General features: G+C 70.2%; 6 protein-coding genes. 3 read left to right on the top strand and 3 right to left on the bottom strand.

What is annotated here, in order from left to right:
- Positions 1-199: 199 nt before the first annotated feature.
- The 3 genes from EAO72_RS13700 to EAO72_RS13690 form a co-directional block, all read right to left on the bottom strand.
- Positions 200-1372: an acyl-CoA dehydrogenase gene (locus EAO72_RS13700; RefSeq protein ID WP_148017571.1), complete on the bottom strand. Its 1173-nt coding sequence runs from the start codon at positions 1370-1372 to the stop codon at positions 200-202.
- Positions 1369-3246, bottom strand: coding sequence for an acyl-CoA dehydrogenase family protein (locus EAO72_RS13695; protein WP_148017570.1), 1878 nt, complete (start codon positions 3244-3246; stop codon positions 1369-1371). Before EAO72_RS13695 ends, EAO72_RS13700 begins: the two co-directional genes overlap by 4 nt.
- Positions 3247-3331: 85 nt before the next feature.
- Positions 3332-5107 carry a fatty acyl-AMP ligase gene (locus EAO72_RS13690; RefSeq protein WP_148017569.1) on the bottom strand — a complete coding sequence of 592 codons (1776 nt, stop codon included), beginning with the start codon at positions 5105-5107 and terminating at the stop codon, positions 3332-3334.
- 329 nt (positions 5108-5436) lie between these two features.
- Between EAO72_RS13690 and EAO72_RS13685 the strand changes: the two genes are divergently transcribed.
- The 3 genes from EAO72_RS13685 (at position 5437) to EAO72_RS13675 (ending at position 15497) form a co-directional block, all read left to right on the top strand.
- Positions 5437-13359, top strand: a complete 7923-nt coding sequence (locus EAO72_RS13685) for a non-ribosomal peptide synthetase (protein WP_222724086.1) — start codon at positions 5437-5439, stop codon at positions 13357-13359.
- A gap of 359 nt (positions 13360-13718) precedes the next feature.
- Complete coding sequence (locus EAO72_RS13680) at positions 13719-14687, top strand: ABC transporter ATP-binding protein (protein ID WP_148017567.1); 969 nt, start codon at positions 13719-13721, stop codon at positions 14685-14687.
- Positions 14688-14705: 18 nt separating this feature from the next.
- Complete coding sequence (locus tag EAO72_RS13675; RefSeq protein WP_187285037.1) at positions 14706-15497, top strand: ABC-2 transporter permease; 792 nt, start codon at positions 14706-14708, stop codon at positions 15495-15497.
- The last annotated feature ends 75 nt before the right edge of the window (positions 15498-15572 follow it).

Here is a 15572-nt window from a genome sequence, read left to right as displayed (position 1 = left end):
CCAGCCGGCCGGCTTCGGACACGCCGCGCGTGCTGCCTGCCAGGTCTCCCTGCTGCCCCAGCTCCCCCTGCTCGCCAAGCGTTCGTGGCGGGACGGCCCGGCCGCGCCCGCGGACCTCTTCCGGCTCGACGCCGACCTGCCGGGCATCCCCTTCGACCGGCTGACCGTCAGCGCCGGTGGACGTGAGCGGCTCAGCCGCTCACTCGCCCCGGGTCTCGACGCGATCACCGGGCCGGATCACGAGCGGCGCGAGATCCATCGCGTCGGACAGCAGCTGACCGCGGAGCTCGCCCTCGCGCATGTAGAAGTGCGCCCCGAGCAGCGTCGAAAGACGGTGCATCGCGTCCATCAGCACCTTGGACACGAAGAACTTGACGGCCTGCGCGTAGATTCCCGTCTCGGCAGGCACCAGATGGATGGCCCGGGCGGCGACGGTGGAGAACGCCTCGCAGAGCAGCAGGTCGGCATGGACCCCGGCGAGGACCGAGCGCACCTGGGGGATGTCCGCGGCGGTGCGCCCGTACAGCTTGCGGGACTTGAGGTGGCGCAGCGTGGTGCGCAGCCCGGTGTCCAGCATGCCGGTGAACATCGCCACCAGGGTGGTCCGGGTGATCTGGAAGGACTTGAGCGCGGTCTCCAGGCCGAGGCCCTGGCGGCCGACGACACAGTCGGCGGGCAGCGGACAGTCGTCGAACTCGACACCGCCCAGCTGCACGCCGCGCATGCCTACGCTGGGGAAGCGCGGCAGATAGCGCATGCGGCCGTCCGGGATCCGGGACTTGTCCACCAGGATCTGGGAGTGGCTGCGCGGGCCCGGCCGGGCGTCGGTGCGCGCGAACATGACGACCGCGTCCGAGCGCTGGAGGTTGGTGATGATCTCCTTGCGACCGTTGAGGAGCAGCCCGTCCGGGCCCGGCATGGCCTCGAACTCGGTGCCGGCCATGTCGTTGCCGTGGGCCAGCTCGTGGTAGGCGACGGAGACCTTGCGGTTGTCGAGGAGCATCCCGGCGACCTGGCGGCAGTGTTCCTCGTTGCCGGCGGTCCAGATGTTGACCGAGGCGATGAAGGAGCTGACGCCGTAGCCGAGGCCCAGACACGGATCGCGACGGTAGACGGACCGCATGATCTCGATGAGTTCGTCGAGCCGGGTCAGCCGGCCGCCGTACTGGGGCGGAACGAACTCGGCGTTGAGCCCGTAGGAGTCGAGCGCCTGCTCGCCGGCGGCGAACATCTCCGCCCGCTCGTCCGCGGCGAGGATGTGCGGGAAGCCGAGCGGGTTGCCCGGGTCCCTGGGGTCGCCGAGGAGGCGTTCCATGGCGTCGGCGCGATGCGGAGCCACGGCGTCCGGAGCGGCGGGCAGCTGGGTCTTCATGAGGTACTCCCGGCCGTCTCGCCATTGGGGGCGGAACCATTGGGGGCGGAACCATTGGAGGTGGAGCCACTGGCAGTGGAACCACGGGGAACGGAGTCGCTGGGGGTGGAGCCACGGGGAGCGGGTCCGCTGGGGGCGGAGCGTTCGGGTGTGAGGCCGTCCGTGGCGTCGAGTGCGCAAAGGAGCGTGGGGACGGCCGGGTCGAACGCGTGCTCGGCCAGTCGGTCGTACGCCTCGGCGCCCGCCTCCTCCAGCGGGCTGCCGAGCCGGGTGAGGGCGGTGCGCAGGGCGGCCTGGAGCCAGAGGGCGTTGCGCCAGATCGTCGGGGCCTGTTCGTCCCCCGCCGGCCGCGGGTTGTTCAGCCACAGGCGCAGGCAGGCCGTGGCGGCGAAGCACAGCTCGTAGCGCTCGGCGAGGACGAACGCGGTGGGCGGTACGTCCTGCGGAGTCCGGCGCAGTTCCGCGAACTCGGTGTGCAGCGCGTCCGCAGCGGCCTCGACCTCCTCGGCGAGTACGACGACCTGCCGGGGCAGCAGCCCGCGCTCCGCCTGCTCGGCGATACGCGCCACGGCGTCGGGGAGGCTCTGCATCAGGCTGCTGCCGCGCATCGCCAGAAGGCTGAGTCCGCCTGCCGTGAACTCCGGGGGCGGTACGGAAAGGGAGGTGGCGGCGGTCACGCCCGCCTCGTCGCAGCGGCCCCGGCGGTATGCCGCCGCGAGGAGCGGGAACTGGTCGATCAGGGCGTTCCGGTTGACCGCCGTGTTGCCGTCGAAGATCGCGACGACACGATGGTCGCGTTCCAGTTTGGCGAAGAGCCCGTCGGCGTACTCCTCGGTGAGGAAGCTCCTGACGCCGAGGAGTTCGGCGACCCGGTCGAGCACGTTCTGTGCCAGGTCGGGGATCAGCGCCTTGGCCACGGCGGAGACGACGCTCATCTCGCCGGGGAGCGCGTGCACGCTGCGGGCCGCCACCAGACCCGTCGACTCGGCCAGGAGCTGGGCGGCGTACACCTCGCCGATGATGCGGCGGACCCTGGGCAGATCGCCGAGCGTGCGCCCGTACAGCCTGCGGTTCCTGGCGTAGTCCACGCCGAGCCGCAGCGCGGTGTCGCCGGCTCCGAGGGACAGGGCGGTGCTGGCGGTGCGGGTGAGCTGCAACGCCTTGAGCACGGTCTCGATGCCGGTGCCCACCTCGCCCACCAGAGCCGAGCCGGGTACCAGGGCGTCATGGAAGACGATGCCGCTGATGTCCGCGCCCCGGATGCCGTGAGTGGGGATCTTGGGCAAGGTGCTGTACGCGTCGGCCGCCAGGCCGCGCTTGTCGACCAGGAACAGGCTGAATCCCCGGGGCCCGCCGGCGGGGTCCGTCCGGGCCAGCACACAGATGAATCCGCCCCGTGTGGCGTTGTTGATCAGCCACTTCTCACCGTTCAGCCGCCACCCGCCGTGCTCCGGGGTCGCGCTGAGTTCACCTGCGAGGAGGTCGCTGCCGTGGGCGCGCTCGGTCAGTCCCCAGGACACGACGGCACCGTCGGCGATGAGCGCGCCGAGCGCGGCGGCCTGGTCGGATCCGCCGGCCACCCACACCGGCGCGGCGCCCAGGAACGTCTTGCCGTGCGCGACCGCGACGGTGAGGTCGCGGCGGGCCACCGTACGCAGCAGCTGCATGAGGTCCGTGTAGTCGCGCAGCTCTCCGCCGAACGCGGCCGGCACGTAGTGGTCGTTCAGCCCGAAGGCGTCGAGTACCCGGCACGCGGCGGCCGGGAACTCCTCCCGCTCGTCGAGACCGGCCAGATCGGCGGGCCGGAACGCGCCTTGTTCCTCGCCCGGCCTCCCGAGCAGCAAGTCCAGTGCGCCGGCGGCGGAGTGAGGCATGTGCGGGGTCCTTCCGTCGTCCAGCGGGTTCACGGCCGGTGACGGCTCTGTCGACTCGGCCGGTGCCGAACCTTCACGTCGCACCTCACGCCTGCCGCGGGGCGAGTGCGCTGCTGAGCTGCCGGTCGGCCTCCACATGGAGCGTGTGGAGCTCGCCCGCCCGGAACGCCTCGCGCATCGCAGCCCGCTGGATCTTGCCGCTGGTGGTGCGCTTGATGCCGCCGCGGCGCACCAGGACCACCGCGGAGACCCGGGCACCGAACTCGCGGGCCACCGTCTGCCGCATGTCCATGGCGAGCTTGCGCAGGACGTCCTCCGCGAGCCGGCCGCGGACCTCATGGGTCACGACGAGCAGTTCCTCCTCACGGCCGTCCTCGCGGACCGTGCCGACGCCGAACACGGCGCCGAACAGGCCTTGCAGATCCCCGTGCTGGGTGCGCAGCTCGTGCTCGATGTCCTGGGGGTAGAGATTGCGTCCCCGGACGATCAGCACCTCCTTGATACGTCCCGTCACATGGATCTCGCCGTCGTGCAGGACGCCCAGGTCGCCGGAGCGCAGATAGCCGCCCTGCCCGTCCGCGGTCGCGGCCCGGAAGACGGCCTGCGTGGCCTCCGGGTTCTCCCAGTAGCCCCGGGCGACGCTGGGTCCGCGCAGCCAGATCTCGCCGATGCGGCCCTGCGGCAGCACCTCGCGGGTCGCCGGGTCGACGATCCGCACCGTGTAGTCGTGCGGGGTGCCGCAGGCGACCACGGACCTGCCGGGACGTTCCTCCTCGACGGGTTCGAACACGTGCCGTTCCAGGCCCTCGGTGTCGACGCGCCGCACCACCGGCTCGCGGTCACCGGCGCCCGAGATGAACACGGTCGCCTCGGCCATGCCGTAGCACGGGGTCAGGGCCTCGGGCCGGAAGCCGACGGCGGCGAACCGCTCGGCGAACCCGCTGAGTGTGGACGCCTGCACGGGCTCCGAGCCGTTCGGCGCGAACCTCCAGCGTGACAGGTCGACGCCGGCGAGCTGCTCGTCGGTGATCTGCCGGGTGCACAGTTCGTACGCGAAGTTGGGCGCCGCGGACCAGTGGAGGTCGTACTCGTCCACCATCCGCAGCCACCAGTGCGGCCGCTTGAGGAACGTGGTCGGGGCCATCAGGGTGCAGGAGCCGCCGAGGATCAGCGGGGGCAGCAGAATCCCCATCAGACCCATGTCGTGGTAGTGCGGGATCCAGGAGCCGAACCGGGTGTGCTCGTCCAGGCCGAAGGCCCGCCGCAGGCCGTCCACGTTGTGCAGCAGATTGCCGTGGGTGATCATGACCCCCTTCGGCTCGCCCGTGGAACCGGAGGTGTACTGGAGCAACGCGAGGGTTTCATGGCCGAGTTCAGGGGCCATCCACTCGCCCGGCGCGGTCAGCTCCGCCCGGTCCGTCCGGAGGCAGTCGGCCCGGAACGACTCCTGGCCGTCCGCCCAGGCCAGCACGTCGTCGTGGGCCTCTCCGTTGGTGAGGACCAGCGAGACCCCGGCGTTCCTGGCGATGGACGTGACCCGCTCGCGCTGGTGCCGGTACTGGCCGGGCAGGGGCGCGGGCACCGCGACCACTCCGGCGTACAGGCAGCCGAGAAACGCGACCGCGAAGTCGATTCCCTCGGGATACAGCAGAAGGGCACGGTCACCGACCGCCAGCCGCCGCTGGAGCTCCACCGCAATTCGCTGCGCCTCGGCATCGAGTTCCGCATAGGAAACGGTTTGGCTGCCCTTTTCTGCGGACAGTTCACGTACGAATGCGACGGCAGGATCCCCGGGTCTGGACAACGCATTTGCTCGTACGGCCTCAGTAACACTCGAAAGACCCACGAAACCAATGGACATTGACCACTCCCAGTGTGCGGCGCGCGACAGATTCCATCCGGCTGCGGAACATAGCCCGCAGCTTCACGGACAGTCAACAGAACTTCACGGCGCGAGGACCCCTGAACTCTTACGCAGTGCGCATGGTTCACCACGTACCGTTCAACTTTCCGGGGTTCCGGCCCTGTTGCGCCAGCACGCGAGAGCTGTCGGCCGAGAAGCGGCATTGCTTATTTGGGCCGCGATATTCAGCCTGACCTTAATCCGGTGACAGGATGCGCGGCCCGGTGTTGAATACGTCTGCCCAGCAACTGCTGGAAGGTCTTTAAGGCACAGCTTCAAGTCGGCAAATGAGAGGTCCAGGAGTGAAGCAGACGGGGCTCGAAGCCATTCTTCCGCTGACTCCGCTCCAAGAAGGCCTCTTGTTCCACTGTCTTTATGACTTGGACGCCCAAGATGTCTATGTATCCCAGCACGTACTCGATATCGAAGGCGACCTGAACGCCGGTGCGCTGCGCTCCGCTGCCGGGGCCCTCATGGCCCGGCACGCCACCCTGCGCGTGGGATTCCGCCACCAGGGCCTGGCCAGGCCCGTGCAGATCGTGCCCCGTTCCGTCCCGACCCCCTGGCAGGAGGCCGACCTCACCGGCGCCCCCGACGAGGCGACCCGGACGGTGCGCGCCGACGAACTGCTCCGCGAGGACCGCGAGAGGCGCTTCGACCTCGCCGCCCCGCCTTTGGTGCGGTTCACCCTGATCCGGCTCAGCGAGCAGCGTTACCGCTTCTCGATGACGTTCCATCACCTGCTGGTGGACGGCTGGTCGTTGTCCGTCGTCCTGCATGAACTGTTCGCGCTGTACGCCAACGAGGGCGACGCGGGTGCGCTGCCGCCCGTCACGCCCTACCGCCAGTTCCTCGGCTGGCTCGCCGCCCAGGACCGGGACGGCGCCCGCACGGCATGGGCCGAAGCCCTGGCCGGCTTCGACGAGCCCTCGCTGGTGGGGCCCCGCCAGCCCGCCGACGCACCGGCCGCCGCGCCACGCCGGGTCACCTTCGGCCTGAGCGAGGAGTCGACCAAGGCGCTCACCGCCCGGGCCCGTGCGCACGGGCTGACCCTGAACACCCTGGTACAGGGTGCGTGGTCGGTCCTGCTCTCCAAGCTGACCGGCCGGGACGACGTGGTGTTCGGCTCCACCGTGTCCGGCCGGCCCCCCGAGATCCGCGGCATCGAGAGCATGGTCGGCCTCTTCATCAACACCGTGCCCGTACGCATGCGCCTCACCCCGGCCGAGGCCACTGCCCGGATGCTCGAACGCCTCCAGGACACGCAAGCCGGACTGATCCCGCACCAGCACCTGGGGCTCACCGACATCCAGCAGGCGGCGGGCGCCACCGAACTGTTCGACACGATCGTGGTCTTCGAGAACTACCCGTACGACGCGGGTCGATTGACGACCTCGCCTTCGGAGCAGCCGGCCGACAGCACCTCCTCCGCGGTGCGCGTCGTGGGCCAGCGCACCAGCGACCAGGCCCATTACCCGCTCGCCCTGATCGCTCTGCCGGGCGACCGTCTGCGTTTCCGGCTCGACTACCGGCCCGATCTGTTCGACCGGTCCACGGCCGTGGTCTGGGGCGAGCGGTTCGTACGGGTGCTGGAGGGGCTGCTTGCGGATCCGGGCCGTGGGATCGGAACGGTGCCGGTTCTTTCCGGTGATGAGCGGGACGCGCTCATCGGGACCTGGACAGCACCGTTGGAACTGCCGGTCAGTAACGGCCTTTCGCTGGTTGACGCCTTCGAAGCACAGATCGTCTCCGGGGCTCCTGCGGTGTCGTGTGAGGGGGTGTCGTTGTCGTACGGGGAGCTGAATGCGGCGGCGAACCGTCTGGCGCGGGTGCTCGTGGACCGGGGCGTGGGTCCGGAGTCGTTGGTGGCGGTTGCTCTGCCGCGTTCGGCGGAGATGGTCGTGGCGTTGCTGGGTGTGCTGAAGGCGGGTGCGGCCTACGTGCCGGTCGACCCGTCCTACCCGGCCGACCGCATCGCCTACCTGCTCGAAGACGCCGGCCCTGCCCTGGTCATCGCCACCACCCAGGTCGCCGATGACCTGAACGGGGGGGACGGCTGGCTCCTCCTGGACGCGCCCGACACACTCGCCGACCTTGCCGGTCGTGCGGACGGTGACCTGGCGCAGGACGAGCGGATCTCGCCGCTGCTGCCCCAGCACCCCGCCTACGTCATCTACACGTCCGGTTCTACGGGCCGGCCCAAGGGTGTCGTCGTTGCGCACGAGCAGGTGGTGCGGTTGTTCACGTCCACCGGTCAGTGGTTCGGGTTCGGGCCGGAGCAGGTGTGGACGATGTTCCATTCCTACGCCTTCGACTTCTCCGTCTGGGAACTGTGGGGGCCCCTGCTCCATGGCGGACGTCTCGTCGTCGTCCCGTTCACGGTCAGCCGCAGCCCGGAACAGTTCCTCGACCTCCTGGTCCAAGAACGGGTGACGGTTCTGAACCAGACTCCRTCGGCGTTCTACCAGCTCATCCAGGCCGACACCGASAACCCGGAACTGGGCGACCGCCTGGCTCTGGAGTACGTGGTCTTCGGCGGGGAGGCYCTGGATCCGGGCCGGCTGACCGACTGGTACCACCGCCACCCGCAGGACAGCCCCCGCCTGGTCAACATGTACGGCATCACCGAAACCACCGTSCACGTCACCCACCGCCCCCTCACCCCGGGCACCGGACCCCAYCGGTCCCTGATCGGCGGKCCCATCCCCGACCTGCACCTCTACCTCCTGGACACCGCCCTCCAGCCCACCGCCCCCGGCGTCCCCGGCGAAATGTACGTCGCCGGTGCCGGACTCGCCCGCGGCTACCTCGGCCGCGCAGGTCTCACCGCCGAACGCTTCGTCGCGAACCCGTACGGCCCGGCCGGCACCCGCATGTACCGCAGCGGCGACCTCGCCCGCTGGACCACCGATGGCGAGATCGAATACCTCGGCCGCGCCGACCACCAGGTCAAGATCCGCGGACACCGCATCGAACTCGGCGAAATCGAAACCACCCTCACCACCCTCCCCGGCATCGCGCAGGCGGCCGTCATCGTCCGCGACGACCGCCTCATCGCCTACCTCACCGGCACCCCGGACACCGCTGCGATCCGAGACCAACTCGCCCAGACTGTCCCGGACTACATGGTCCCGGCCGCGTTCGTCACCCTCGACGCACTGCCTCTGACCGCGAACGGCAAGCTCGACCGCAAGGCCCTGCCCGACCCCGAATTCACCACCGCCCCACAGAGCCGCGCCCCGAGAACCCCGCAGGAAGAAATCCTCTGCGGACTCTTCGCCGGCATCCTCGGCCTGGAYCGGGTCGGSATCGACGACAGCTTCTTCGACCTCGGCGGACACTCACTCCTCGCCACCCGCCTCGTCTCCCGCATCCGCACCGCACTCGACGCCGAACTCTCCGTACGCCAGCTCTTCGAAACCCCCACCGTCCTGGGCCTGGCCGAAGCACTCACCGGCGCCTCCACCGCCCGCACCGCCATCACCYCAGGACCCCGKCCCGCACACATCCCCCTCTCCTTCGCCCAGCAACGCCTCTGGTTCCTCCACCAGTACGAACCCGGCAGCTCCCTCTACAACATCCCCATCGCCCTCCGCCTCACCGGCACCCTCGACACCCCCGCACTCCACACCGCACTCACCGACGTCGTGGCACGCCACGAATCCCTCCGCACCCTCTTCACCCAGCACACCGACACCACAGACCCCCAGCAGATCGTGCTCAAGGACGCACAGCCCAGCCTGGCGACGGAGCGGGTGGCCGAGGGCGATCTGCCGGTACGCATGGCGTCAGCGATGTCGTACGGGTTCGATCTGGCGGCCGAGATACCGCTGCGGGCGACCTTGTTCGAGACCGGCACGGACGCGTACGTACTGCTTCTGGTGATGCACCACATCGCGGCGGACGGATCATCGCTCGCTCCGCTGGCCAGGGATCTGACGACGGCGTACGCGGCACGGGTCGAGGGCCGGGCTCCTGCCTGGGCCCCGCTGCCCGTGCAGTACGCGGACTTCACCCTCTGGCAGCGCGCCAACCTCGGCTCCGAGGACGACCCCGACAGCCAGCTTTTCCAGCAACTGGACTACTGGCAGCGCACGTTGGCCGGCCTTCCGGCAGAGCTCGAACTGCCCACCGACCGGCCTCGGCCGACGATGCCCTCCCACCGGGGTGGGGCCGTCGAGTTCGACGTGCCGAAGGAGTTGCGCGAGCGGGTCGAGTCGGTGGCGAGGGAGAACCGCGCCAGTGCGTTCATGGTCGTGCAGGCGGCCCTCGCCGTGCTGCTGTCGCGGCTCGGTGCCGGTACCGACATCCCGATCGGCTCGCCGGTCGCGGGCCGCACGGACGACGCGGTCGAAGACCTGGTCGGCTTCTTCGTCAACACCGTGGTCCTGCGCACCGATCTCTCCGGCGACCCGACCTTCGCCGAACTCCTCGAACGGGTCCGCCAGACCGACCTCGCCGCCTACGCACATCAGGACGTTCCCTTCGAGCGGATCGTGGATCTGCTCAACCCGGAGCGCTCGGCCGCCCGCCACCCGCTCTTCCAGACCGTGCTGAGCTGGAACAACGATGACGACCGGGCGGCCCTGGCGGCCTCGGCGGAACTGCCGGGCCTGACCGTGTCGGCCGAGAGCACTGCCACCGAAGGCGCCAAGTTCGACCTGCTGTTCTCGTTCTCCGACCAGGACGAGACCACCGGCAGCGGAGGCACTCCCGGCCACGGGGGCTATGCGGGCCACATCGGCTACAGCAGCGACCTGTTCGACCACGAGACGGCCCGGACGCTCGCCGGGCGACTGATCACGGTGCTCGAGTCGCTGGTCGCGGACCCGACGCGTCCCGTCGGTGAGACGGTCGTGCTCGGAACGTCCGAGCGACAGCGCATGCTGGGCGAATGGAACGACAGCGCGCGTGAACTGCCGCCCGGCTCCCTGCCGGAACTGTTCGAGGCGCAGGCCGCGCTCCATCCGGACGCGGTCGCCGTCGTGTTCGGCGGCACCACGCTCTCGTACGCCGAGCTGAACGCGAGGGCCAACCGCCTCGCTCACCGGCTCGGCGCGGGCCTGGCCCCCGAGGCGCGGGTGGGAGTGCTCATGGAGCGCTCCGCCGACCTGGTCGTCGCCCTGCTGGCAGTGGCCAAGGCGGGCGGGGTCTACGTGCCGCTGAGTACGGCCTATCCGGACAGCAGGATGCGCTGGATCCTCGGGGAGACCGAGGCGTCGGTGCTGCTCACCGACCAGTCGCTGCGGGCGCGGGCGGAGGAAGTCGCGGGGGCCGCTTCGGTGCTCGTCCCGGGCACCTCTGCTGCGTCCACCGGACCGGTCCGGGACGACAACCCGGGGCTCGGCGTCCAGCCGGACCGGCTGGCGTACGTCATGTTCACGTCCGGCTCCACGGGCAAGCCCAAGGGCGTCTCCGCGACCCACGCCGATGTGGCGGACCTCGCGCGCGACCGGCGCTGGCTGGGCGGTGTGGTGGACCGGGTGCCGTTGCACTCGCCGCACGCTTGGGACGGGTCGACGTTCGAGCTGTGGGCGCCACTGCTCAACGGCGGCCGGGTCGTGGTCGCGCCGCCCGGGGACCTCGACATCGAGGCCCTGCGCCGGCTCGTGGTGGACAACGGGATCACCGCGCTCTTCCTCACCACGGGCTTGTTCGGGGTCCTGGCGCAGGAGCACCCCGAGTGCCTGGTGAGCGTCCGGCAGGTGTGGACCGGCGGCGATCTGGCCTCGCCCGCCGCGATGCGCAGGGTGCTCGACCACTGCCCGTCGACCAAGGTCGTGCATGTGTACGGCCCGACCGAGACGACGGTGTTCGCCACCAGTCACGAGGTCGGCGCCGCGGATGTGGACGGGCAGCGAGGGGGCGTCCCCATCGGGCGCCCTCTGGACAACATGCGGCACTACGTCCTGGACGAGGCGCTGCGGCTGGTTCCGCCGGGCGTGCCGGGTGAGCTGTACATCGCGGGCGCCGGTCTTGCACGGGGGTACTGGGGCCGGCCGGACCTGACGGCGGAGGGCTTCGTCGCCGACCCGTTCGGCGCTCCGGGGACCCGTATGTACCGCACGGGTGACCTGGTCCGATGGAACAGCTCCGGTCTGGTGGAGTTCATCGGCCGGGCGGACAGTCAGGTGAAGGTCCGCGGCTTCCGTATCGAACTGACCGAGATCGAGGCGGCGTTCACCGCGAGCGGGTCGGTGAAGCAGGTCGCCGTAGTCGTACGGCAGGACCGGCCGGGTGACAAGCGCCTGGTGGCGTACGTCGTACCGGCGGCCTCGTACGCTCCGCAGGAACTGCGCGCAGAGCTGGCGAGGACGCTGCCCGACTACATGGTTCCGCAGGTCGTCGTGGAGCTCGACGCGCTGCCGCTGACCTCGGTCGGCAAGCTGGACCGCAAGGCGCTCCCGGTGCCGGAGTTCACCGCGGCACCGGCGGGCCGGGCGCCGCGTACCGGGCACGAGGAGTTGCTGTCCGGACTGTTTGCCGAGGTGCTCGGTGTGTCCGACGTGAGCATCGACGACGGGTTCTTCGACCTGGGCGGCGACAGCATCATGTCGATCCAGCTGGTCAGCCGGGCCCGGAAGGCGGGTCTGGTGATCTCTCCGAAGGACGTCTTCGAGCGGAAGACGGTGGCGGCCCTCGCCGAGGTGGCGACGGAGGGAGCCGGTACGGTCCGGGCCGAGGAGGCCGGGGCCGGGGTGGGCCCACTGCCCGCGACGCCGATCATGCACTGGCTGGCCGAACGCGGCGGCTCCATCGACCGGTTCAACCAGTCGACGGTGTTGCGGGTGCCGGCCGGGCTCGGCCTGCCGCACCTCCACGCGGCCGTGCAGACACTGCTCGACCACCATGACGCGCTCCGGATGCGGGTGGTGCGGGTGGGAGAACCGGCCGGTCCGACATCGGCGTCGGCGTCGGCGAAGGACGTCTGGGACTGCGTCGTCGCCGAGCCCGGGGCGGTCCTCGCGACGTCGGTGGTCCAGCGCATCGACGTGCGGGGTCTGGACGGCACCGGGCTGGAGTCGGTGTACTCCACCGAGGCGGACGCAGCGGCGGACCGGCTGGCGCCGGCGGCCGGAGTCATGCTGCAGGTGGTGTGGTTCGACCGGGGCCCCGACGTGCCCGGCCGGCTGCTCCTGGTCGTCAACCACCTGGTGGTGGACGGTGTTTCCTGGCGCATCCTGCTGCCCGACCTGGTGGAGGCGTGGGAGGCGGCCGTCGCCGGCCGGGAGCAGAGGCCCGCGCCGGTCGGCACCTCGCTGCGGCGCTGGTCCCAGCGGCTGCGGGACCAGGCGGTGGCCCCCGCCCGGGTGGCGGAGGCGGACCTGTGGGCCTCCATGGTCGCCGCCCCCGAGCCCCTGCTCGGCTCGGCTGCGCTGGACCCGGAGCAGGACACCCACAGCACCTCGCAGCGGCTCGAACTGAGGCTGCCGACCGAGGTGACCGGGCCTCTGCTGACCTCGGTCCCCACGGTCTACAACGCAGGAGTGAACGACGTGCTCCTCGCGGCGTTCGCCTGGGCGCTCTCCGAGTGGCGCGACCAGGGCCGGGGCCGCGCGTTCCTGGTGGACCTGGAGGGTCACGGCCGCGAGGAGGACGCGGTGGGCGGTGTGGAACTCTCCCGCACCGTCGGCTGGTTCACCAGCATGTATCCGGTGTGGATCGGCACCGGGACCTTCGATCGCGCCGACGCCCGGGCCGGCGGCCAGGCTGCGGGAGCGGTCCTGAAGCGGGTCAAGGAGCAGCTGCGAGCCGTGCCCGACGGCGGCATCGGCTACGGGCTGCTGCGCTACCTCAATCCGGGCACCGCACAGCGGCTCGCGTCGGGCACCCGCGCCCAGCTCGGGTTCAACTACCTGGGCCGGTTCGCGGCCGAGGGCAGCACCGGCGGAGAGTCGGTGTGGGGCCCCGAGCCCGGCGTCCAGGGACCTTCCGGAGAGGCAGCACAGGCTCCGCTCGCCCACGTCGTCGAGCTCAACTCGTTCACGGCGGACGGGGCGGAGGGTCCGTGCCTCGTGGCGACGTGGAGCTGGGCCCGGCGGCTGCTGGACGAGGAGTCCGTGGAGGAGCTCGGCCGGCTGTGGTTCGAGGCCCTGCGGGCACTGGTGCAGCATGCCGAGCGGCCGGGGGCGGGCGGCCTGACGCCGTCCGACGTGGCGATGGCCGAGATCACGCAGGAGGAGATCGACGAGTTCGAGGACCTTCTCTGACGAGGCCCTCGGCAAGACCTCCTCCAGCAGGTCCGCGTGGTCGCGCAGGGCCCGGGGCGGGGACGGGCACGGTGTACGGGACAGCCCGGCATCGTGCCCGTCCCCGCCCCCTTCTCGTACGCGGACGTCCCGCGGGGGCCTCGCGCACGGGCCTCGTACGCGGGCCTCGTACGCGCACCTCATCCGCGAACCTCGCACACGGGCCTGGCTCACGGACCTCATCCGCGAACCTCGTACGCGGACCGTCGCCAGGGTCTCTGTCGAAAGTCGTAGTGCCGCAGCGCCGATCGGCACAAGACCTGTCCTCGCGGCCCCCGTACGGTCGTTGACATGCAAGGACCCCTGAGGACGGACGGGCAATGATCACACTGCGTGGAGTGACCAAGCGCTATGACACGGCAGTGGCCGTGGACCACCTGGATCTGGAGATCGCGTCGGGCAAGGTCACGGGATTCCTCGGCCCGAACGGCGCAGGCAAGTCGACCACCATGCGCATGATCATGGGCCTGGACCGTCCGACCGCCGGCGAGGCCCTGATCAACGGCAAGCGCTACGCGGAGCTCACCCACCCGCTGCGGGAGGTCGGGGCGCTCCTTGAGGCGAAGGCACTCCACCCGGGGCGCAGCGCCTACAGCCACCTGCTGGCGATGGCGCGCAGCAACGGCATTCCGCGCAAGCGGGTCGAGGAGGTCCTGGAGACCGTCGGCCTGGAGAAGGTGGCCAAGAAGAAGGCCGGATCCTTCTCGCTGGGCATGGGGCAGCGCCTGGGCATCGCGAGCGCGCTGCTGGGCGATCCGCAGACGCTGCTGTTCGACGAGCCGGTGAACGGCCTCGACCCGGACGGGGTCCGCTGGGTCCGGGAGTTGATGCGGTCGCTGGCCGAAGAGGGACGGACGGTCTTCGTATCGAGCCACCTGATGAGCGAGATGCAGCTCACGGCCGACCACCTTGTGGTGATCGGCAAGGGCAAGCTGCTCGCCAATGACACGATCGACCATGTCATCGCCCGCAGTTCACTGACCGCCGTCCGGGTCCGGACGCCCGACAGCCGGGGCATGGACGACCTCGTCGCCCGCCTCGACGAGCAGTCCCTGACGATCCAGCGGGACTCGGAGCACGAGATCCTGGTGTCCGGGTCGTCGGTGGAGGCCATCGGCGACATCGCCTTCCAGATGAACCTCAGGCTGCATGAACTCCGCGTCGTCGAAGCCTCGCTGGAACAGGCGTACATGGAGATGACGGCCAGCAGCATCGAGTACAAGTCGTCGAAGCCCCTGACCGCGGGGGTCGCCCCGCAGCAGGGCCAGCACCAGGAAGTCGAGGCCTGAGTCATGTCGAGCGCAACCATGAACACCACAGCATCGAGCACGGCCTCCCAGGGCCGGGGCAAGACCATCGGCGCGATCGCCTCGGAATGGACCAAGCTCTGGTCCGTCAAGGCCACTTGGTGGTGCCTGGCCGGCTCCTTCGCCCTCATGGCCGTCTTCGCACCGGCCCTCGGCACGAGCATCGCGAACAGTTACCGCAGCGATGGCGACAACACCGATATCCCGATCGCCCACCCGCCGGTGCTGGCGATCAACATGGTACAGTTCGCGGTTATCGCTCTCGCCATGCTGGCGATCACGGCCGAGTACTCGACGGGCAGCATCCGTTCGACGCTGCAGTGTGTGCCACAGCGGGGCCGGATGCTGTTCTCCAAGATCGCGGTGATCGCGCCCGTCATGTTCGTGGCCGGCACGCTGATCGCGGCCGTGGGCACCGCCACCACCACGCCGCTGCTGTTCGAGTACGCCGACACCAACCTCGGCAAGGCCGTCCCGACCATTCTGGCGACCGGTGCGTACATCGCGCTGATGGGCATCTTCGCCATCGGTGTCGGCGCGGCCATGCGCAGCGCCGTGGGCACGCTGACCACGGTCTTCATGGTCCTGGCCGGCCTGCCGGGCGCACTGGCCCTCTCCAGCAGCGACTTCACGAAGAAGATCCTGGACTACCTTCCCTCCATCGCGGGCCAGCACCTGATGGACGGGGACGCCGAGCCCTACGGCCGGATGGGTGCACTGCTGGTGGTCCTGGTCTGGACCGGCGCCGCAGTGGTCGCCGGGTACGTCGTCCTGCACAAGCGGGACGCCTGAGCTGATGGCGGTGGCTGTTCCCCCGGCGGCCATCGCCATCTTTATTCCCGTATTACATTGGCACGTCTCTCATAT

It is taken from the genome of Streptomyces sp. OR43 (genome assembly GCF_008042275.1).
Classification (GTDB): domain Bacteria; phylum Actinomycetota; class Actinomycetes; order Streptomycetales; family Streptomycetaceae; genus Streptomyces.
Note: the sequence above shows the minus strand (reverse complement) of the source record. Positions and strands in the feature narration are given on the sequence as shown.

Bases quoted from the DNA above. Each gene is read 5' to 3' on its own strand.
- EAO72_RS13695 (WP_148017570.1), bottom strand. From the start codon at position 3,246: ATGCCTCACTCCGCCGCCGGCGCACTGGACTTGCTGCTCGGGAGGCCG.
- EAO72_RS13690 (WP_148017569.1), bottom strand. From the start codon at position 5,107: ATGTCCATTGGTTTCGTGGGTCTTTCGAGTGTTACTGAGGCCGTACGA.
- EAO72_RS13675 (WP_187285037.1), top strand. From the start codon at position 14,706: ATGAACACCACAGCATCGAGCACGGCCTCCCAGGGCCGGGGCAAGACC.
- EAO72_RS13700 (WP_148017571.1), bottom strand. From the start codon at position 1,372: ATGAAGACCCAGCTGCCCGCCGCTCCGGACGCCGTGGCTCCGCATCGC.
- EAO72_RS13680 (WP_148017567.1), top strand. From the start codon at position 13,719: ATGATCACACTGCGTGGAGTGACCAAGCGCTATGACACGGCAGTGGCC.